The organism is Thauera phenylacetica B4P (assembly GCF_000310225.1).
GTDB classification, from domain to species: domain Bacteria; phylum Pseudomonadota; class Gammaproteobacteria; order Burkholderiales; family Rhodocyclaceae; genus Thauera; species Thauera phenylacetica.
Window position 1 is genome coordinate 1 of the sequence record NZ_AMXF01000071.1, and the last position, 18,930, is coordinate 18,930.

Sequence of the window (18,930 nt, forward strand, 5' to 3'; positions counted from 1 at the left end):
CGCGCCGCCTGCACTCGCGGCCCCTCGCTGCGCTCGGGGCTGCCCTCGGCGGAGGACGCCGCGGGGGCGGCGACGCAAACTCGTCGCTGCGCTCCTCAAACATGCGTCGCCTTGTTTCCCCCGCAACGCCCTCCACCTCGGCGCTCCTGAAGTTGGCGCGCACCGCCCCGGCCCCGCGACCTTGCGTGCGTGCGGCTGAGGGCGGGGGCGTGGTCGCGCCGGAACGGGGGGGAGCGGTTGCGGGGGGCTTGATCTGGAGGTCTCGTCGGGGCGTTCGCATCTCGCATCTCGCACCTCGCACCTCGCACCTCACGCCTCACGCCTCACGCCTCACGCCTCACGCCTCACGCCTCACGCCTCACGCCTCAAACCCACTGGCGGCGACGTTCCATCAGCTTCCAGATCAGCGGTGTGAGGATCAGCTGCATGGCGAGGTCGAGCTTGCCGCCGGGGATCACGATGGTGTTGGCGCGGCTCATGAAGGCGTCGTGGATCATGCGCAGCAGGTAGGGGAAGTCGACGCCGCGCGGGTCCTTGAAGCGGATCACCACCATGGACTCGTCCTGGGTGGGGACGTCGCGCGCGATGAAGGGGTTCGAGGTGTCGACCACCGGCACGCGCTGGAAGTTGATGTGGGTGCGGGCGAACTGGGGGACGATGTAATGCACGTAGTCATGCATGCGGCGCAGGATGGTGTCCTGCACGGCCTCGGCGGTGTAGCCGCGCAGCTTGGTGTCGCGGTGCAGCTTCTGGATCCACTCGAGGTTGATGATGGGGACGACGCCGATCAGCAGGTCGACATGGCCGGCGATGTCCACCGCGTCGGTGACGAGCGCGCCGTGCAGGCCCTCGTAGAAGAGGCAGTCGGTGCCGACCGGGAGGTCTTCCCACTCGGTGAAGGTGCCGAGCGGCAGGTTCCAGCGCATCGCCTCGGCCTCGTTGTGGATGTAGTAGCGGCGGCGCCCGGTGGCGGCGTCGCCGTAGGCGCGGAAGAGGCTCTCGAGCTCGGAGAGCAGGTTGGCTTCCGGGCCGAAGTGGCTGATGCCGCGCCGGCCCTCGCGCTCGGCCTCCTCGATCAGCTGCTTCATCTCGGCGCGGGTGTAGCGGTGGAAGCTGTCGCCCTCGACGATCGCGGCGTTGACGTTCTCGCGGTGGAAGATGGCCTCGAAGGTGTGCTTGACCGTGGTGGTGCCGGCGCCGGACGAGCCGGTGACGGCGATGATCGGGTGCTTCATGGACATGGTGGGTTCCGCCGCTGGCGAGTCGGTTTCGACACGGATTCTGCACCGCAATAAATCGGTGCGCGAGCCCTCAGGAGCGCGCCTTGACCCAGGCCGACCACTCGGTGAACAGCGCCGGGCTGGTGGCGGCGATGACGCCGCGCTTGATCGCCGGGCCGGACATCAGCACGCCGCCGTCGAGCGCCTCGGCGACGCCCCCTGCCTCGGCCAGGATCAGGCGGCCGGCGGCGTAGTCCCACAGCATCTGCCCGCCGTGCAGGTAGACGTCGAGGCGGCCGGCGGCGACGAAGCACCATTCGAGCGCGCTGGAGCCGAAGTTGCGCTGCGAGTAGTAGGGCGGGCGCACCGCGAGCTCGTCGCCGAGGTGGTGGCTGATGCGCTTGAAGTCGACGCCGGCGACGGCGTCGCGCAGCTCGGTGGCGCCCGCCCGCAGCGGCAGCTCGGCGCCGTTGAGGAAGGCGCCGGCGCCGCGGGCGGCGTAGAAGGACTCGTCGGTGATCGGGTTGTAGACCACGCCGATCACCGGCTCGTGTTCGATCAGGTAGGCGATCGAGACCGCGAACAGGGGGATGCCGTTGGCGAAGTTGGTGGTGCCGTCGATCGGATCGATGCACCACAGGCCGCGTGCGCCGTCCCGCCACAGCGCCGCCTGTTCGGCCGCGGTCATCTCCTCGCCGAGCACGGCGCCGGGCAGGAAGGCGGGCAGGGCCTCGCTGAAGCGCTGCTGCGAGGCCATGTCGGCCTCGGTGAACAGCGAGCCGTCGGCCTTGCGGTTGCGCGCGGACTTGAGATAGCGCGGGAGGATCTCGGCGCGTGCGATGTCGCGCACCATCGATTCGAGGGCGCGGGCACGGGCGAGGCGGTGGGCGGCGGTGGGCATGACGGGCTCCTTGCCGGCGGGCGGAGGGAGGGCAGGGCCTATAATCTTACGATGATTTCACGATTCCACTTTCCGGATCGCCTGCCCGCGGGCGGCGAGGTCGCGCTCCCCGAGGCGCTCGCCCACCATGCGCTGCGCGTGTTGCGCCTGCGCGACGGCGAGGCGGTGGTGCTGTTCGACGGCGGCGGCGGCGAGGTCGAGGCCCGCCTCGCGGTGCGCGGCAAGGCGGTGTTCGCGCAGCTCGGCGAGGCGCGCGCGCTCGAGCGCGAGTCGCCGCTGCGCATCGTGCTGGTGCAGGCGCTGGCGTCGGGCGACAAGATGGACTGGGTGGTGCAGAAGGCGGTGGAGCTGGGCGTGCATGCGGTGCAGCCGGTGCAGGCCGAGCGCTCCGTGCTGCGCCTCGCGGGCGAACGGGCCGACAAGCGCGTGGCGCACTGGCAGCAGGTCGCGGTGGCGGCCTGCGAGCAGTGCGGGCGCAACCGCGTGCCCGAGATCCGTCCCCTGCAGGCGCTGGCGTCCTGGCTGGGCGCGCATCGGGACGCGCTCAACTACGTGCTCGCGCCGGGTGGGGCCCGGGGCTTTGCAGATGAACCCGAGCCGAAGGACGTGGTGCACCTGCTGGTCGGTCCGGAGGGCGGCTGGAGCGAGGGCGAGCTGGCCGCCTTCGACGCTGCCGGCTGCCGGCGCGTGCGCCTCGGGCCGCGCGTGCTGCGCACCGAGACCGCGGGCCTCGCCGCCGTCGCGGCCTTGCAGGCGCGCTGGGGCGATTTCTGAGCGGACGGTTGCGCTGCTGCCGTCGTGCTAGTTGCCGTGCAGCACCTTCACCACGCGGCGCAGGGAGCTCTCCTCGGGGTGCGGCTGCACCATGAAGCCCAGGCTGTGCATCAGCCGCAGCATCTTGGCGTTGTTGCCCAGCACGTCGCCGAAGATGTTGCGGTAGCCCTTGTTGCGGGCGACCTCGATGAGCGCGCCCATGAGGCGGCGGCCCAGGCCGTGGCGCTGCCAGTCGTCGGAGACGACGAGGGCGAACTCGACCGACTCGCCGTCGGCAGCGAGCGCGTAGCGCGCGATGCCGATCATCAGCTCGGCCCCCTTGTCCGTGGTGGTGGTGGCGATCAGCGCCATCTCGCAGTCGTAGTCGATCTGGGTGAAGCGCGCCACCATCGCCGGGCTGAGCTCGTTCAGCTCTTCCATGAAGCGCATGAAGCGCGTCTCGGGACTCAGCGCGTCGAAGAAGGCGAGCAGCACCTTGGCGTCCTCGGGGCGCACCGGGCGCGTGCGCACCGGCCTGCCGTCGCCGACCTTCCAGTCCTGGATCAGGTGCAGCGGATAGGGGTGGATCGCCATGTGCGCGTAGCGGTCGCTGCCGGCGGGAAGGCCCTGGTCGATGACCACGCGGGCATCGGCCACGATGGCGCCGTCGGCGTCGATGAAGAGGGGGTCGATCGCGAGCTCGCGCACCCAGGGCAGCTCGCACACGAGGTCCGACACCGACACCAGCACCTGCTCGATGGCCACGCGGTTGAGCGCGCCGACCTGGCTGCGCGGGCCCTGTGCGGCGGTCGGGATGGCCGAGTCGATGAGGTCGCGGGCCAGCACCGCGTTCAGCGGCGGCAGCGCGAAGGTGCGCGGGGCGGAGGCGTCCTGCGCGCCGAGGCTGATCACCGGCCCGAAGATCGCGTCGCGATGCACCTGGATGCTGAATGCGCGCGACTGCGGGCGGTACAGGTAGGGCTCGATCGACACACCGTTGATCCGGGCCTCGGGGTGGCGCTGGCGCACCGTCTCGAAGATGTCGTGGTAGGCGCTCCACACCGCCTCGGTGGTGTTGAGGTTGAGCCGCACGCCGCCGGACTCCGACTTGCTCGCGAGCTCCGGTGCGTCGACCTTCAAGGCCACCGGAAAGCCCGTCTGCTCGGCGACGAACAAGGCCTCGGTGGCGTCGCGGGCCACGGTGGTGTGCGTGACCGGGATGCCGAAGCTGCGCAGCAGCGCCTTGGACTCCATCGCCGACAGGGTGTGGCGGCGCTGGTTGAGCAGGGTCTCGATCAGCACGCGGGCGCCACCCGTGCGGCGATACGCGGTGGCGCTGCCGCCGCCGGCGGTCTGCAGCAGCAGGGTCTGGCTGTGGTGGAAGCGCGAGATGTTGTGGAACAGCTCGATCGCCGCCTCGGGCGAGCTGAACACCGGCAGCCCGGCCTGGGCGAGCAGCATGCGCGCCTCGGCGACCTGGCCGCCGCCCATCCAGCAGCAGCACAGCTTGAGCCGCACCTGGGCGGCGAGGTCGATGATGTCCTGCGCCACCTCGACCGGATCGACGAGCGCGTGCGGCGACAGGATCACCAGCAGGTTGGACACCGCCGCGTCTTCGGCGAGCGCGAGGATGGCGTCGCGGTAGAGCTTCGCGCTGGCGTCGCCGCCGAGGTCGAGCGGGTTGTGCGAGTGCCGCTCGCGACCGCCGATGCGCTCGAGGGTGGCCACCGTCGGCGAGCCCAGGCTGACGAGCTCCGTGCCGAGGTCCTTGGCGCGGTCGGCGGCGAGGTCGGCCGGGCCGCTGCCGTTGGAGACGATGGCGAGGCTGTCCTCGCGCGGTCGAAAGCCGCAGGACAAGGCCTTGGCGGCGAAGAAGAGCTGGTCGATGTTCTGCACGCGCACCACGCCCGCGCGGCGCATCGCCGCGTCGAAGACGACGTCGGCGAGGCTGGTGTTGTCGACCTCGGGGGCGTTGTTGTCGCTGCGACCGTGGCGGCCGGCCTTGAGCAGGATGATCGGCTTGACGCGCGAGGCCGAGCGCAGCGCGCTCATGAAGCGCCGCGCATTGCGGATGTGATCCACGTACAGCAGGATGTAGCGCGTCCGTGCGTCGTGGATCAGATACTCCAGCGTCTCGCCGTAATCGATGTCCACCGTGCCACCGAGCGAGATCACCGACGAGAAGCCGACGTCGTTGGTCAACGCCCAGTCGAGCACGACCGAGCACATCGCGCCCGACTGCGAGACCAGGGCGATCTCGCCGGGCTTGACCGCGATGCGGGTGAGCGCGGCGTTGATCCCGCTGCCCGGGCGGGCGATGCCCAGGCTGCCCGGTCCGATCAGGCGCAGCCGGCTCTCGCGTGCGGTCTCGATGATGCGGCGCTCGAGGGCGTTCCCGCTGGCGCTGACGATGACCGCGTTGCGCACGCCGCTGCGCCCGCACTGGGCGACGATGGTGTGCAGCATGCGCGCCGGGGTGGCGATGATGGCGAGGTCGACCGGCCGGCCGATGTCTTCGACCGAGCGGTGGCAGGGGTGGTCCTGGATGCTGTCGTATTTCGGGTTGACCGCGTACAACGCGCCGCGATAGCCACCCTCCACCAGGTTGCGGAAGATGATCCGGCCCACCGAGCCGGGGGCATCGGAGGCGCCGATGACGGCGATCGAGGACGGTTCGAAGGCGGTGCCGAGAGCGTGGGAGCCGGCCATGATCTGCGCGCCGTAAAGTGTGGATGAAGTCTGGATGGATAGCAGGCTGCCACCGATTCGGCAAGGGCCTGCGCCAGGGGAATGCGCCCGCGTTCCCGGCCGCCAACGAAAACGGCCGTCGAGACGGCCGTCGGAAGCTGTCGCCGGGATGCGGACGCCGTCGGTCCGCAGGCCGGGTCAGCGCTCGTCGAAGCTGATCTTCAGGCGCTTGGTGGTGGCGCGCGCCTGGCAGCTCAGCACGTAGCCCTGCGCGACCTCGTCTGCCTCGAGGGTGAAGTTCTTGTCCATCACGACCTCGCCCTCGGTGACCTTGGCGCGGCAGGTGCAACACACGCCGGCCTTGCACGAAAACGGCAGGTCGAGGCCGGCGTTGAGGCCGGTGTCGAGCAGGTGCTCGTCGGGACCGATCGAGATCTCGTGCTCCTTGCCGTCGAGCACCAGGACCATGGTGATGTCCTTGGTCGCGGCCTCGGCGGCCTCGGCGGTGCTCGAGACCCCGACCGGATGCGCGCCGGCGGGCAGGTGGGTGGTGAAGCGCTCGGTGCGGATGCGGTCGGCGGGCACGCCGGCCTCGACCAGCGCGTTTTCGGTGGCGGTGATCATCTCGTCGGGGCCACAGATGAAGACCTCGTCCATGCTGCCGACCGGCAGCAGCGCGTCGATGATCGCACGCACCTTGGCGCCGTCGATGCGGCCTTGCAGCAGGTCCACTTCCTGGGCCTGGCGCGACAGCACGTGGATCATGGTGAGGCGGTCGCGGAAGCGGTCCTTGAGGTCCTGCAGGTCCTCGTTGAACATCACCGTGGACATGCGGCGGTTGCCGTAGATCAGCGTGAACTTGGAGTCGGGCTGCTCTTCGAGCGTGCTCGCGGCGATCGACAGGATCGGGGTGATGCCCGAGCCGGCGGCGAAGCCGACGCGGTGGATGGCGCGCTTCTTCCTGATCACGAAGCGGCCGTCGGGCGGCATCACCTGAAGGGTGTCGCCGGCCTTGATGGCGCGCGCGGCCCAGTTCGAGAACAGGCCGCCTTCGACCGGGCGGATGCCGATCTCAAGCTCGCCGTTACGGGCGAGCCGGCTGCGCGGGCTGCTGATCGAATAGTTGCGGCGCACGTCCTGGCCGTCGATGGTGGCGCGCAGGGTGAGGAACTGGCCCGGCTCGAAGGCGAAGCGTTCGCGTTCGCCCTCGGGGATGGCGAAGGTGATCGCCACCGCGCCGGCGGCCTCGGGGCTCACGCGCTTGATGGCGAGTTCTTGGAAACGGGGGGCTGACATGGCGTCTGGGCTCCGGCTCTTAATAGGGTTTGAAATAGTCGAAGGGCTCCTGGCAGTCGAGGCACTTGTACAGCGCCTTGCAGGCCGTGGAACCGAACTCGGAGGTGACGACGGTGTGGGTGGAGCCGCACTGCGGACAGGCGACCGGCTCGGTGGGCTGCCGGCGCACGAACTTCAGCACGCTGACCTCGCCGGCGCCGCTGCCGCAGGTGCGGTGCGGCGGGGCGATGCCGTAGGCGCGCAGCTTCTCCTTGGCCTCGTCGCTCATCCAGTCGGTGGTCCAGGCCGGCGCGAGCTGGGTGATCACCCGCGCCGCGATGCCGGCCTGTTCCAGGCTCGCCCGCACGTCGTCCTCGATCTGCCCCATGGCGGGGCAGCCGCTGTAGGTCGGGGTGATGACCACCTCGAGGCCCGTCGGTGTCTCACGCACGTCCCGCAGGATGCCCAGCTCGCGCAGGGTCACCACCGGGATCTCGGGGTCCGTCAGGGGCTCGAGGGTGGCCCAGACCTTGTCCACGACGCTGCTCATGGCGCTCGTCCTTACCAGGTGGCGCCCGGGTGGGCGCGGGCCAGGCCCTGCATCTCGCCGAGCAGGTAGCTCAGGTGCTCGGAGTGCAGGCCGACCTTGCCCTCGGTCACGTAGCCGTGGAAGTTCGGGCGGGTCAGCGTGGCCTCGGCGAGCGCGTCGTTCACCAGCGCGTCCCAGGCCGGGCGCAGCGCCCACACGTCGATCGCGACCTTGGCCGCCACCGCGGCGCCCTCGGCCGGGCTGGTGGTCCAGAACTCCTCGGTGTAGGGCATGAGGTGGTTCACCGCGGCCTGCGCGCGGGCGTGCGATTCCTCGGTGCCGTCGCCCATGCGCACGAGCCAGTCGCGCGAGTGGTGCAGGTGGTAGCTGGTCTCCTTGAGCGACTTGGCGGCGATCGCGGCGAGGCTGGGGTCGGCGGACTGCTGCAGGCCGTCCCACACGTGCACCATCAGCGCCGAGTAGAGGAAGTTGCGCACGATGGTGGTGGCGTAGTCGCGGTCGGCCGCGGCGTAGCCCACCAGCGCGCCGTGGTGCGGGAGCTCGAGCAGCGTGTAGTTGCGGAACTCGTGCGGGCCGCGGAAGTAGGCCAGCTTGTCCTCGGTGGCGTCGCCGCCCATCAGCTCGGCCGCGCGCTGGTACAGCAGGCGGGCCTGGCCGATGAGGTCGAGGCTGACGTTGGCCAGCGCCATGTCTTCTTCCAGGATGGGGCCGTGCCCGCACCATTCGGCGTTGCGCTGGCCGAGCACGACGGCGTTGTCGGCCAGGTGCAGCAGGTAGTCGATCGGCGTGCTCATTACATGTGCCCCACTTCTTCGGGGATCTCGTAGAAGGTCGGATGGCGGTAGATCTTGTCCGCTGCGGGGTCGAAGAGCTCGCCCTTGTCGTCCGGGTTGCTGGCGGTGATCGCGACCGAGGGCACCACCCAGATGCTCACGCCTTCCTGGCGGCGGGTGTAGACGTCACGCGCCATGTGCAGGGCCTGGGCGGCGTCGGCTGCGTGCAGGCTGCCGCAGTGCTTGTGCTCGAGGCCTTGCTTGCTGCGGACGAAGACTTCCCAGAGGGGCCAATCCTTGAGTGCGGGGGTGTTCATGCTGCTTCCTTCAGTGCGCGTTCTTTTTGCTTGCGGGCATAGGCCTGGGCCGCGTCGCGGACCCACTGGCCATCGTTATGAGCCTTGACCCGGGTGGCCAGGCGTTCCTTGTTGCACGGTCCGTTGCCTTCGACGGTGTTCCAGAACTCGGCCCAGTCGATCTGGCCGTAGTCGTAGTGGCCGCGCGCCTCGTTCCACTTGAGGTCGGGGTCGGGCAGGGTCACGCCCAGCACCTTGGCCTGCGGCACGGTGGCGTCGATGAACTTCTGGCGCAGGTCGTCGTTGCTGATGCGCTTGATGCCCCAGCGCATGCCTTGCGCGCTGTGCGGGCTGTCGGCGTCCGGCGGCCCGAACATGGCCAGGCACTTCCACCAGTAGCGGTTGACCGCGTCCTGCACCATCGCGCGCTGCTCGTCGGTGCCCTTCATCATCACCAGCAGGGCCTCGTAGCCCTGGCGCTGGTGGAAGGATTCTTCCTTGCACACGCGGACCATGGCGCGCGCGTAGGGGCCGTAGGAGCAGCGGCACAGCGGGACCTGGTTCATGATCGCCGCGCCATCGACCAGCCAGCCGATCACGCCGACGTCGGCCCAGTTGAGCGTCGGGTAGTTGAAGATCGAGCTGTACTTGGCCTTGCCCGAGTGCAGGCCTTCGAGCATCTGGTCGCGGCTGGTGCCGAGCGTCTCGGCGGCCGAGTACAGGTAGAGGCCGTGGCCGCCCTCGTCCTGGACCTTGGCGATCAGGATGGCCTTGCGCTTCAGGCTCGGGGCGCGCGAGATCCAGTTGCCCTCGGGCAGCATGCCGACGATCTCGCTGTGGGCATGCTGGCTGATCTGGCGCACCAGCGTCCGGCGGTAGGCCTCGGGCATCCAGTCCTGCGGCTCGATGCGGCCGTCGGCGTCGATGCGGGCCTCGAAGGCAGCTTCCCGGTCGCTCGGCGCGTTGGAGACCGCTGCGAGTTTCTTTCCGGAGTCGTCCGGAATGTCCATTGCCTGGGTGTACATGTGTTTCCTCCTAGCAAACACCGCACCGGGAAATACCGGCACGGAACGCGGGGCGCGCATGGCTGTGACCCCGCCTCCTCCTCAAAGGTCCGCCACGCCGGGGGCGCGGCGGGTGTTCATTGCATCCACGCCGGCGAGCGCTTGTCGAAGAAGGCCGCGAAGCCTTCGCGCGCCTCGGCGGTGGCACGCTGGCGCGCGATGCGGCCGGCGGTCTCCTCGGCGACGGCGTCGTCGATCGGGCGCCCGGCCAGCGCGGCGATCAGCTGCTTGGCGGCGAGCTGGGCCTGCGGGCCGCAGGCGAGCAGGGCCTGCACCAGGCGATCGACCGCGGCGTCGAGCTCATCCAGCGTGACCACCTCGCCGACCAGGCCCATGGCCTTGGCCTCGGCGGCGCCGAAGCGCTCCGCGCTCTGGAAGTAGCGCAGGGCGTGGCGCGGGCCGATGGCGCGCAGCACGTAGGGGCTGATCACCGCGGGGATGATGCCGAACTTGACCTCGGAGGTCGCGAAGCTGGCATCGTCCGCCGCGATCGCCATGTCGCAGGCGGCGGTGAGGCCGGTGCCGCCGCCGAGCGCCGCGCCCTGCACGCGCGCGATGGTCGGCTTCGACATCTCCGACAGGGTGCGCAGCATGGCGGCGAACTTGCGCGAATCGGCGAGGTTCTCGGCCTCGGTGCTGTCCGAGGCGCGGCGCATCCAGTTGAGGTCGGCGCCGGCCGAGAAGTGCTTGCCGCGACCGGCCAGCACCACCACGCGCACGCCGGCATCGGCGTCGAGTTCGGCACAGGCTGCCGCGAGCTCGGCGATGAGCCGCTCGTTGAAGGCGTTGAACACCGCCGGCCGATCCATCCAGATCGTCGCGACCGCGCCGCGGCGCTCGATGGCGAGGGTTTCGTAGGTCATGTCGCTGTCCCGTGCTTCAGACGCGCTCGATGATCATCGCGATGCCCTGGCCGACGCCGATGCACATGGTGCAGAGCGCGTAGCGTCCATTGCGGCGCTGCAGCTCGTAGGCCGCGGTGGTGACCAGGCGCGCGCCGCTCATGCCGAGCGGGTGGCCCATGGCGATGGCGCCGCCGTTGGGGTTCACGCGCGCCTCGTCGTCGGCCAGGCCGAGGTCGCGCAGCACGGCGAGTCCCTGCGCGGCGAAGGCTTCGTTGAGCTCGATGACGTCCATCTGGTCGAGGGTGAGGCCGGCCTTCGCCAGCACCTTGCGTACCGCGGGCGCGGGGCCGAAGCCCATGATGCGCGGCGCCACGCCGGCAGTCGCCATGGCGACGACGCGGGCGCGCGGCGTCAGGCCGTGCCTGGCCGCAGCGGACTCGGAGGCCAGCAGCAGCGCGCAGGCGCCGTCATTGACGCCCGAGGCGTTGCCGGCGGTCACGCTGAGCTCGGGGCCGTTGACGCCCTTGAGCTTGGCCAGCATCTCGAGCGTGGTGTCGGGGCGCGGGTGCTCGTCGGTGTCGAAGACGACCGGGTCGCCCTTCTTGCGCGGGATCTCCACCGGCACCAGCTCGTCCTTGAAGCGGCCGGCGGCGTGGGCGGCGGCCCAGCGCTGCTGCGAGCGCAGCGCGAAGGCGTCCTGGTCGGCGCGCGCGATGTTGAAGTCGGCGGCGACGTTGTCCGCGGTCTGCGGCATCGAGTGCGTCTCGTACAGCTTCTTCATCATCGGGTTGATGAAGCGCCAGCCGATGGTGGTGTCGTAGATCGCGGCGCTGCGCGAGAAGGCCGACTCGGCCTTGCCCATCACGAAGGGCGCGCGCGACATGCTCTCGACGCCGCCGGCGATCATCAGCTCGGTGTCGCCCGACCTGATCGAGCGCGCGGCCAGCCCGATGGCGTCCATGCCCGAGCCGCACAGGCGGTTGACCGTGGTGCCGGGGACTTCGATCGGCAGCCCGGCGAGCAGGCCGGACATGCGCGCGACGTTGCGGTTGTCCTCGCCGGCCTGGTTGGCGCAGCCGTAGATGATGTCTTCCACCGCGGCCCAGTCGACCTGCGGGTTGCGCGTCATCAGCGCCTTGAGCGGCAGGGCGCCGAGGTCGTCGGTGCGCACTGCGGCCAGGGTGCCGCCGTAGCGGCCGATGGGGGTGCGGATGGCGTCGCAGATGAATGCTTGAGTCATGGCCAGGTCCTTACAGTTGCTTCGGGCGTTGGTCGATGACGCGGCGAGCCTTGCCGGTCAGCGTGCGCGGGATTGCTTCGAACTCCATCACGTTCACCTTGGTGCTGATGCCGATGATGGTCTTGATGTGGTGCTGCAGCTCGCGCGCGATGTTCTCGGTCTCCGTGCGGCTGAGCTTCCCGGACAGATCGCGCTGGACCTCGACGCGGATCTCGACGTTGTCGAGGTGGCCGTCGCGCGTCAGCACGATCTGGTAGTTACCCGACAGGCGCTTGTCGCGCATGATCTGCTCCTCGATCTGGGTCGGGAACACGTTCACGCCGCGCACGATCAGCATGTCGTCCGAGCGCCCGGTGATCTTGCCGATGCGGCGGAACGAACGCGCGGTCGGCGGCAGCAGGCGGGTGAGGTCGCGGGTCCGGTAGCGGATGACCGGGAAGGCCTCCTTGGTGAGCGAGGTGAAGACGAGCTCGCCTTCCTCGCCGTCGGGCAGCACCTCGCCGGTGTCGGGGTCGATGATCTCGGGATAGAAGTGGTCTTCCCAGATCACCGGGCCGTCCTTGGTCTCGATGCACTCGCTGGCCACGCCCGGGCCCATGACCTCGGTGAGGCCGTAGATGTCGATGGCGTCGATGCCGAGCTTGCGCTCGATCTCGCCGCGCATGCCCTCACCCCAGGGCTCGGCGCCGAAGATGCCGATCTTGAGCGAGATGTCCTCGGGCTTGATGTTCAGGCGCTCGAACTCCTCGGCGATCACCAGCGAGTAGGACGGCGTGACCATGATCGCGTCGGGGCGGAAGTCCATGATCTGCTGCACCTGCTTCTCGGTCTGGCCGCCGGACATGGGCACCGCGGTGCAGCCGGCGCGCTCGATGCCGTAGTGGGCGCCGAGGCCGCCGGTGAACATGCCGTAGCCGTAGGCGTTATGCACCATGTCGCCGGCACGCACGCCGGCCGCGCGCAGCGAGCGCGCGACGACGTCGGCCCAGTTGTCGAGGTCGTTCCTGGTGTAGCCGACCACCACCGACTTGCCGGTGGTGCCGCTCGAGGCGTGCAGGCGGGCGACCTTGTCGCGCGGCACGGCGAACAGGCCGAAGGGATAGTTGTCGCGCAGGTCCGTCTTCGTCATGAAGGGGAATTTCGCGAGGTCGGCCAGCGACTTGAGGTCGTCGGGATGCACGCCCGCTTCCTCGCAGCGCTTGCGGTAGGGCGCGACGTTGTCGTAGGTGTGGCGCACCGACCACTGCAGGCGTTGCAGTTGCAGCGCGGTGATCTCGTCACGGCTGGCGGTCTCGATCGGGTCGAGATCGCCGGGACGGGGGCTCTTCACGGTCATGGTGTGGTCTCCTCTTTGTCTCTAGGTGTGCGTGGGGCCGTTCGGACCCGTCTAGGCCTTCTCTGCGGCGAGTCCGGCAATCACTTCGCCGGAGATGCGGTAGCTCTTGCCCCGGAACAGGGCGACGGTGTTGCCTGCGCTGTCGCGCACGGTGACGTCATAGACGCCGGTGCGGCCAGACAGCGTGCGCTCCACGGCTTCGGCCTGCAAGGTGTCGCCTTCGCGCCCGGTAGCGACGAAGTCGATATTGCATCCGGACGCCACGGTGTTGCGGTTGTGGGCGTTGCAGGCGTAGGCGAAGGCGGTGTCGGCCAGGGTGAAGATGAGGCCGCCGTGGCAGATGTGATGGCCATTCACCATGTCGCCGCGCACCGTCATGCGCACGGTGGCGCGGCCGGGGCCGACGGACTCGATGCGCATGCCGAGCGCCTGGGCGGTGCGATCGCGTGACCACATCGCCGCGGTGACGGCCTCGGCAAGGGCTTGCGGATCGGTGGGGATGGGCTGCGCGTCAGTCATGGATCTTCTTTCCGGCGAACACGCGCTGCTGGATCAGCGGCGACACGCGATAGCGGTCCTCGCCGTAGAAGCCGGCGAGGTTGGAGAGCACCGTGCAGATCGCCGGCAGTCCGACGCGGTCGGCCCATTCCAGCGGTCCGCGCGGGTAGTTGACGCCCAGCTTCATCGCCGCATCGGCGCCGGCGGGGTCGCACACGCCCTGGTTGACCGCGTCGGCGGCCTCGTTGGCGAGCATCGCCACGGTGCGCATCACCGCCAGGCCCGGCGTGTCGCCCAGGCGGCAGACCTCGAAGCCGGCGGCCTGCAGCAGGCTGATCGCGGCGCCGACGGCGGGCGCGAAGCAGTTGATCGCGGCGCCGACCGCGATGCGGGTGGCGGTGGCGTAATCCAGCGCGAGGTCGATCAGCACCACGTTGGCGATGCCCATCTCGGCGGCGCGTTGCGTGGCGGTGCGGCCGTCGGTGACGAAGATCACCGCGCCACCCACCTCGGCGATGCGGCCATCGGCGGCCTCGCCCCAGGTGTGGGGGATGTTGCGTTCGAACAGGCGGTCGGCGAGCGCATGCACGGCGGTCGAGTGGCCGTGCAGCACGATCTCGTCCGGTGCGTTCTGCGTGACCGCGACGTGGGGCGCGGGGCGCGCCGCGCCGTCGCGGTAGTCGTAGAAGCCGCGGCCCGACTTGCGGCCGATAAAGCCGGCGTCGACCAGCTCCTGCTGGATCAGCGAGGGGGTGAAGCGGGCATCGTTGTAGAAGGCGTTCCACACCGAGCGCGTGACGGCGAAATTGACGTCGTGGCCGATCATGTCCATCAGCTCGAACGGCCCCATGCGGAAGCCGCCGGCGTCGCGCAGGATGGCGTCGAGCGTGGCGCAGTCGCTGCCGCCCTCGTTGAGGATGCGCAGCGCCTCGGCGTAGTAGGGGCGGGCGACGCGGTTGACGATGAAGCCCGGCGTCGAGCGCGCATGCACCGGCGTCTTGCCCCAGGCCGCGGCGGTGGCGAACAGGGTGTCGGCCACGGCACGTCCGGTGGCGAGGCCGGAGACGATCTCGACCAGCTTCATCAGCGGTGCCGGGTTGAAGAAGTGCAGCCCGGCGAGGCGTTCGGGGCGCTGCAGGGCCGCGCCGATCGAGGTCACCGAGATCGACGAGGTGTTGGTGCCGAAGATGCAGTCGGCGCCGACGATGTCCTCGAGGTCGCGGTACAGCTTCTGCTTGGCCTCGAGGTTCTCGACGATGGCCTCGATCACCAGCGCGGCGTCGGCCAGCTCGACCAGCTGCTCGACGGCGACCAGGCGGGCGCCGGCCGCCTGCGCGGCTTCGGCGCTCATCTTGCCCTTGTCGGCGAGCTTGCCGTACTGGGCGCGGATGCCTTCGATCGCCTTGGCGGCGGCGCCCGGGCGGCTGTCGAGCAGCTTGACGACGTGGCCGGCGGCAGCGGCCACCTGGGCGATGCCGGCGCCCATCGCGCCGGTGCCGACCACTGCGATGATGGCCGAGGGGGGCAGGGGCAGCGGCTGCGCTGCGGGTTTGGAGGCTTGGGTGTCGGTCACGCTCATTCCCCGGTGAACTTCGGCGCGCGCTTTTCCATGAAGGCGGCGACGCCCTCGGCGTAGTCGGGGCTCCAGCCCAGCTCGCGCATGAAGCCGCCCTCGAAGGAGAGCTGCTGCTCCAGCGTGTGGCCGGCCGCGGCGTGCATGGCCTGGCGGGTGCGCACCAGGGCCTTGGTCGGCATGCCGGCCAGCTGCGCGGCGAGCGCGTCGACCTTGGCGCCGAACTCGGCGTCGTCGAACGCCGCCCAGATCAGGCCCCAGTCGGCGGCCTTCTCGGCGGGCAGCTTGTCGGCCAGCATCGCCAGGCCCATCGCGCGCGCCATGCCGACGCGCTGCGGCAGGAACCAGGTGCCGCCGGTGTCGGGGACGAGGCCGATCTTGCTGAAGGCCTGCAGGAAGGAGGCCGACTTGGTCGCCACCACCAGGTCGCAGGCCAGCGCCACGCTGGCGCCGGCGCCGGCGGCGATGCCGTTGACCGCGGCGATGGTGGGCACGCGCAGGTTCTGCAGGCGCAGCACCAGCGGCTTGTAGTTCTTCTCGACGACGTTGCCGATGTCGGGCATCTTGCCGCCCACCGCGGCCATGTCGGGGTCGGCGAGGTCCTGGCCGGCGCAGAAGGCGCGCCCGGCACCTGTGAGCACCAGTACGCGCGCGGCCTTGTCGGCCTGGACGCGGTCGAGCGCGTCACGCAGCTCGGCGTGCATCTCGCCGGTGAAGCTGTTGAGCTTGTCGGGGCGGTTCAGGGTCAGGCGGGCGATGCCCGCCGCTACTGCAAACTGGATGTTTTCGTATTCCACGAACGGCTCCTCAGACGTGATGACGGCGCTGGACGACACGGAAGCGGTTGGCGACGAAGGCCGAATCCGAGTACGAGGCGTTGGCCGACGGGTTGCCGCCGGTGCCGTGGTAGTCGGAGAAGGCCGCCGACTGGTTCACGAACACGCCGCTGGTGAGGTTGATCGACAGCGCGACCTTGCCGCGCCAGGTGGCCTCGGTCATGGCGTCGATGACGTCCTGCCTGGTGGAGTAGAGGCCGACGGTGAGCGCGCCGTGCGTCCGCACCACGCGCTCGGAGAGCGCGATGCCGGCGGCGGTGTCGGCGACCTTGACGATGAAGCTGATCGGGCCGAAGCGCTCTTCCATATAGGCCTTCTCGTCGCCGGCGTCGCAGGCGAGCAGCACCGGGGTGCGCACCTTGGCGCCCGGGAACTCGGGGTTGTCGAGCTTCTGCGAGGCGAGCACGACCTTGCCCAGCGCGCCGCTGTTGGCGATGTCGATGCGCTCGGCGGTGTCGGCGGACTGAATGGCGCCGAGCACGGCGTGCGCGACCTCGGGCTTGGACAGGAAGCGCTCGACGGCGCGCGCGAGGTCGGCGCAGACCTCGTCGTAGCTCTTGTGGCCGTCCTCGGTGTCGATGCCGCCGGCGGGCACGAAGAGGGCCTGCGAGGTGGTGCACATCTGGCCCGAGTACAGCGACAGCGTGAAGGCGAGGTTGCCCAGCATCGCCTTGTAGGCGTCGGTCGAGTCGATGACGATGTTGTTCACGCCGGCGAGCTCGGCATAGACCTGCGCCTGGCGGCAGTTGTCGATCAGCCACTGGCCGAAGACGTTGCTGCCGGTGAAGTCCACCGACTGCACCGCCGGGTGGGTGGCGAGCGCCTGGGTGACGGTGCGCTGGGTGGCGACGCACAGCGAGACCAGGTTGGGGTCGATGCCGTTCTCGGCGAGCACGGCGCGGATGGTGCGCACGGTGATCGCGGCCGGCAGGATGGCGTTGCTGTGCGCCTTGATGATGACGGCGTTGCCGGTGGAGAGCGCCGCGAACAGGCCCGGGTAGGTGTTCCAGGTCGGGAAGGTGCCGCAGCCGATCACCAGGCCCACGCCACGACCGACGATCTGATAGTTCTTCTTCATGACCAGCGGCGGGTTCTTGCCCTGCGGCTTCTCCCACCTGGCCTCGGCCGGCACGAAGCTCTGCTCGCGCCAGGCGTAGGTGACGGCCTCGAGGCCGCGATCCTGGGCGTGCGGGCCACCGGCCTGGAAGGCCATCATCCAGCCCTGGCCGGTCGTCATCATGACCGCGTGGGCGATCTCGAAGCTCTGCTTGTTGAGGCGCTCGAGGATCTCCAGGCAGATGCCGGTGCGGCCGTCTGCGCCCACCGCCTGCCAGCCCTTCATGGCCTCAAGCCCGGCGGCGATCAGCGCGTCCGGGTCGCACACCGGGTAGCTCACGTCCAGCGCCACGCCATAGGGCGAGGTCTCACCGCCATGCCAGCCGGTCTGGCCCGGCTGCCCGAGCTCGAACTGCTTGCCCAGGTGCGCCTCGAAGGCGCGCTTGCCCTCGTCGGGCGCCGTCTCGCCGTACAGCTTGGGGCTCGGCATCTCGGGGAAGGCAGACCAGTAGCCACGCGTGGCGATGGCGTCGAGGGCGCTTTCGAGGGTGGCGCGGTGCTTGTCGAGCAAGGGGTGGGTCATGAGTCTCTCCGGCTGGGTGGTCTTGTGAGTCAAACGATACAAATTGATTTGTTCTATGTCAATACTGGGTATCTAATCGAGAGCGGGTGAGTGCCTCGTATTTCGATATGTAGAACATGTTTAGGAATGCAGAAGCTTATATAAAACAGTAGCTTGAAATCTAAATACAGGTTTATTACGGCCGCCTTGAGGCGCGAGAAATTTAGTGCCGAGGGGTGGCTTGCTGAAAACATGATACAAAAAGAAAAGTAAAAACTAACAAAAAGTATCGCAAAGAGCGCGCTCATGCCTGGCCCTCCGCCGTGCCCGCCCGCCCGCCTGCTTGGCTGGGCGTGGGCGAGCCGGGTGGTGCGCGCGTCGCGTCGCTGCGCGGCGTCGGCTGCGTTCGCCTCGAAAACGGCCTCCGGCGCTATGCGCATCCCCGCGGAGTCGGTAGACTTCCGACCCCGAACCGCAGCTCGCACAAGCTCGCCCGTGACCACTCCCATACAAGATCGCCTCGAAGCGTTCCGCAAGCAAGACCGCGTGCAGGCCGGTTCGCTGATCATCTCCGTCTTCGGCGACGCCGTGCTGCCCCGGGGGGGGCGCATCTGGCTGGGTAGCCTGATCCGCCTGCTCGAGCCGCTCGGGCTCAACGAGCGCCTCGTCCGCACGTCGGTGTTTCGGCTGGCGCGCGACGAGTGGCTGGTCAGCGAGCCCTGCGGCCGCCGCACCGACTATATGTTGACGCCTTCCGGCCTGCAGCGCATCGAGGAGGCGTCGCGCCGCATCTATGCGGCGGGCGCGCAGGGCTGGGATCGTCGCTGGCGCTTGATCCTCTCGGTCGGCGAGCTTGCCGCCAAGGATCGGGAGCGTTTGCGCAGGGCCCTGTTCTGGCAGGGCTTCGGCATGCTCGACGGGGACTGCTTCGTGCATCCGGGCGCCGACCTGATCGCGGCCTTCGACGCGCTGGTCGGGGAGGGCCTGGGTGAGCTGCTGCCGCGGCTCAAGCCCCTGATGGCGGCGGATGCGGCCCCGGGTGCGGCGGCCAGCGACGCCGAGCTGGTGCATGCGGCGTGGAATCTCGAGCGTCTGGCGCAGATGTACCGCGATTTCGTCGAGCGCTACCAGCCCGTGCTGGCCCAGTTCCGCGACGGCGCGGGGGATTCGGGCGACGAGAGCGCCTTCCTGATGCGCATGTTGCTGATCCACGACTACCGCCGCCTGCTGCTGCGCGACCCCGGGCTGCCCGACGTGCTGCTGGCGAGCGACTGGCCGGGGCAGCGCGCGCGGCTGCTGTGCCGCGAGCTCTATCGTCGGCTGCTGGCGCCCTCCGAGCGCCACCTCGACGCGCACCTCCAGCTCGCCGACGGCCACGCGCCCCTGGCCTCGCCCCGGCTGCTGCAACGCTTCCAGGACGCCGACCCGCTGCGCGGCGCCGGCTGAGCGCCGGCCGCATCGCCG

At 69.6% G+C, this 18,930-nt stretch carries 17 protein-coding genes; 2 read left to right on the forward strand and 15 right to left on the reverse strand.

Annotation, left to right across the window (positions count from 1 at the left end):
- Positions 1-365: 365 nt before the first annotated feature.
- Positions 366-1,241, reverse strand: coding sequence for a phosphoribulokinase (locus C667_RS10940; RefSeq protein WP_004363240.1), 876 nt, complete (start codon positions 1,239-1,241; stop codon positions 366-368).
- 70 nt (positions 1,242-1,311) lie between these two features.
- Positions 1,312-2,121 carry an inositol monophosphatase family protein gene (locus tag C667_RS10945; protein ID WP_004363241.1) on the reverse strand — a complete coding sequence of 270 codons (810 nt, stop codon included), beginning with the start codon at positions 2,119-2,121 and terminating at the stop codon, positions 1,312-1,314.
- Between the two features lie 51 nt (positions 2,122-2,172).
- Here C667_RS10945 and C667_RS10950 point away from each other — a divergent pair, with 51 nt between their 5' ends.
- On the forward strand, positions 2,173-2,895 hold the full coding sequence (locus tag C667_RS10950; protein WP_004363243.1) for a 16S rRNA (uracil(1498)-N(3))-methyltransferase: 723 nt from the start codon (positions 2,173-2,175) through the stop codon (positions 2,893-2,895).
- 27 nt (positions 2,896-2,922) lie between these two features.
- On the opposite strand, the gene C667_RS10955 is transcribed toward C667_RS10950, so the two are convergent.
- From C667_RS10955 to paaN, 13 genes are all read right to left on the reverse strand, one after another.
- On the reverse strand, positions 2,923-5,583 hold the full coding sequence (locus C667_RS10955) for a bifunctional acetate--CoA ligase family protein/GNAT family N-acetyltransferase (RefSeq protein ID WP_004363245.1): 2,661 nt from the start codon (positions 5,581-5,583) through the stop codon (positions 2,923-2,925).
- A 177-nt stretch (positions 5,584-5,760) separates the two neighbouring features.
- Positions 5,761-6,858, reverse strand: coding sequence for a 2Fe-2S iron-sulfur cluster-binding protein (locus C667_RS10960; RefSeq protein ID WP_004363247.1), 1,098 nt, complete (start codon positions 6,856-6,858; stop codon positions 5,761-5,763).
- A 19-nt stretch (positions 6,859-6,877) separates the two neighbouring features.
- The gene (paaD, locus tag C667_RS10965) at positions 6,878-7,387 is read right to left on the reverse strand and encodes a 1,2-phenylacetyl-CoA epoxidase subunit PaaD (protein WP_004363250.1); all 510 of its coding nucleotides are present in this window, start codon (positions 7,385-7,387) and stop codon (positions 6,878-6,880) included.
- 11 nt (positions 7,388-7,398) lie between these two features.
- Entirely contained in the window at positions 7,399-8,181 is a 783-nt protein-coding gene (gene paaC / locus C667_RS10970; protein WP_004363251.1) for a 1,2-phenylacetyl-CoA epoxidase subunit PaaC, read from the reverse strand.
- Complete coding sequence (gene paaB, locus C667_RS10975; RefSeq protein WP_004299876.1) at positions 8,181-8,477, reverse strand: 1,2-phenylacetyl-CoA epoxidase subunit PaaB; 297 nt, start codon at positions 8,475-8,477, stop codon at positions 8,181-8,183. Before paaB ends, paaC begins: the two co-directional genes overlap by 1 nt.
- Entirely contained in the window at positions 8,474-9,481 is a 1,008-nt protein-coding gene (gene paaA / locus C667_RS10980) for a 1,2-phenylacetyl-CoA epoxidase subunit PaaA (protein ID WP_004363254.1), read from the reverse strand. Before paaA ends, paaB begins: the two co-directional genes overlap by 4 nt.
- Before the next feature lie 116 nt (positions 9,482-9,597).
- A complete protein-coding gene (locus tag C667_RS10985) occupies positions 9,598-10,383 on the reverse strand; it encodes an enoyl-CoA hydratase/isomerase family protein (RefSeq protein WP_004363256.1) in 786 nt (261 codons plus the stop codon).
- 16 nt (positions 10,384-10,399) lie between these two features.
- Positions 10,400-11,605 (reverse strand): 3-oxoadipyl-CoA thiolase, encoded by a 1,206-nt coding sequence (gene pcaF, locus C667_RS10990; protein ID WP_004363258.1) that lies wholly within the window; start codon positions 11,603-11,605, stop codon positions 10,400-10,402.
- Between the two features lie 10 nt (positions 11,606-11,615).
- Positions 11,616-12,941 carry a phenylacetate--CoA ligase PaaK gene (gene paaK, locus C667_RS10995; RefSeq protein ID WP_004363261.1) on the reverse strand — a complete coding sequence of 442 codons (1,326 nt, stop codon included), beginning with the start codon at positions 12,939-12,941 and terminating at the stop codon, positions 11,616-11,618.
- A gap of 51 nt (positions 12,942-12,992) precedes the next feature.
- Positions 12,993-13,460: a hydroxyphenylacetyl-CoA thioesterase PaaI gene (gene paaI / locus C667_RS11000; RefSeq protein WP_004363264.1), complete on the reverse strand. Its 468-nt coding sequence runs from the start codon at positions 13,458-13,460 to the stop codon at positions 12,993-12,995.
- Positions 13,453-15,018: a 3-hydroxyacyl-CoA dehydrogenase PaaH gene (gene paaH / locus C667_RS11005; RefSeq protein ID WP_004363266.1), complete on the reverse strand. Its 1,566-nt coding sequence runs from the start codon at positions 15,016-15,018 to the stop codon at positions 13,453-13,455. The genes paaI and paaH overlap by 8 nt, the downstream gene beginning before the upstream one ends.
- A complete protein-coding gene (gene paaG, locus C667_RS11010; RefSeq protein ID WP_004363267.1) occupies positions 15,015-15,809 on the reverse strand; it encodes a 2-(1,2-epoxy-1,2-dihydrophenyl)acetyl-CoA isomerase PaaG in 795 nt (264 codons plus the stop codon). Before paaG ends, paaH begins: the two co-directional genes overlap by 4 nt.
- A gap of 10 nt (positions 15,810-15,819) precedes the next feature.
- Entirely contained in the window at positions 15,820-17,487 is a 1,668-nt protein-coding gene (gene paaN, locus C667_RS11015) for a phenylacetic acid degradation protein PaaN (RefSeq protein ID WP_004363268.1), read from the reverse strand.
- A gap of 474 nt (positions 17,488-17,961) precedes the next feature.
- Here paaN and paaX point away from each other — a divergent pair, with 474 nt between their 5' ends.
- The gene (gene paaX / locus C667_RS11020) at positions 17,962-18,912 is read left to right on the forward strand and encodes a phenylacetic acid degradation operon negative regulatory protein PaaX (RefSeq protein ID WP_211207693.1); all 951 of its coding nucleotides are present in this window, start codon (positions 17,962-17,964) and stop codon (positions 18,910-18,912) included.
- Positions 18,913-18,930 lie beyond the last annotated feature (18 nt).

Bases quoted from the DNA above. Each gene is read 5' to 3' on its own strand.
- paaB (WP_004299876.1), bottom strand. From the start codon at position 8,477: ATGAACACCCCCGCACTCAAGGATTGGCCCCTCTGGGAAGTCTTCGTC.
- C667_RS10985 (WP_004363256.1), bottom strand. From the start codon at position 10,383: ATGACCTACGAAACCCTCGCCATCGAGCGCCGCGGCGCGGTCGCGACG.
- pcaF (WP_004363258.1), bottom strand. From the start codon at position 11,605: ATGACTCAAGCATTCATCTGCGACGCCATCCGCACCCCCATCGGCCGC.
- paaC (WP_004363251.1), bottom strand. From the start codon at position 8,181: ATGAGCACGCCGATCGACTACCTGCTGCACCTGGCCGACAACGCCGTC.
- C667_RS10960 (WP_004363247.1), bottom strand. From the start codon at position 6,858: ATGTCAGCCCCCCGTTTCCAAGAACTCGCCATCAAGCGCGTGAGCCCC.
- paaK (WP_004363261.1), bottom strand. From the start codon at position 12,941: ATGACCGTGAAGAGCCCCCGTCCCGGCGATCTCGACCCGATCGAGACC.
- paaA (WP_004363254.1), bottom strand. From the start codon at position 9,481: ATGTACACCCAGGCAATGGACATTCCGGACGACTCCGGAAAGAAACTC.
- C667_RS10950 (WP_004363243.1), top strand. From the start codon at position 2,173: ATGATTTCACGATTCCACTTTCCGGATCGCCTGCCCGCGGGCGGCGAG.
- C667_RS10955 (WP_004363245.1), bottom strand. From the start codon at position 5,583: ATGGCCGGCTCCCACGCTCTCGGCACCGCCTTCGAACCGTCCTCGATC.
- paaH (WP_004363266.1), bottom strand. From the start codon at position 15,018: ATGAGCGTGACCGACACCCAAGCCTCCAAACCCGCAGCGCAGCCGCTG.
- C667_RS10940 (WP_004363240.1), bottom strand. From the start codon at position 1,241: ATGTCCATGAAGCACCCGATCATCGCCGTCACCGGCTCGTCCGGCGCC.
- paaN (WP_004363268.1), bottom strand. From the start codon at position 17,487: ATGACCCACCCCTTGCTCGACAAGCACCGCGCCACCCTCGAAAGCGCC.
- paaI (WP_004363264.1), bottom strand. From the start codon at position 13,460: ATGACTGACGCGCAGCCCATCCCCACCGATCCGCAAGCCCTTGCCGAG.
- C667_RS10945 (WP_004363241.1), bottom strand. From the start codon at position 2,121: ATGCCCACCGCCGCCCACCGCCTCGCCCGTGCCCGCGCCCTCGAATCG.
- paaD (WP_004363250.1), bottom strand. From the start codon at position 7,387: ATGAGCAGCGTCGTGGACAAGGTCTGGGCCACCCTCGAGCCCCTGACG.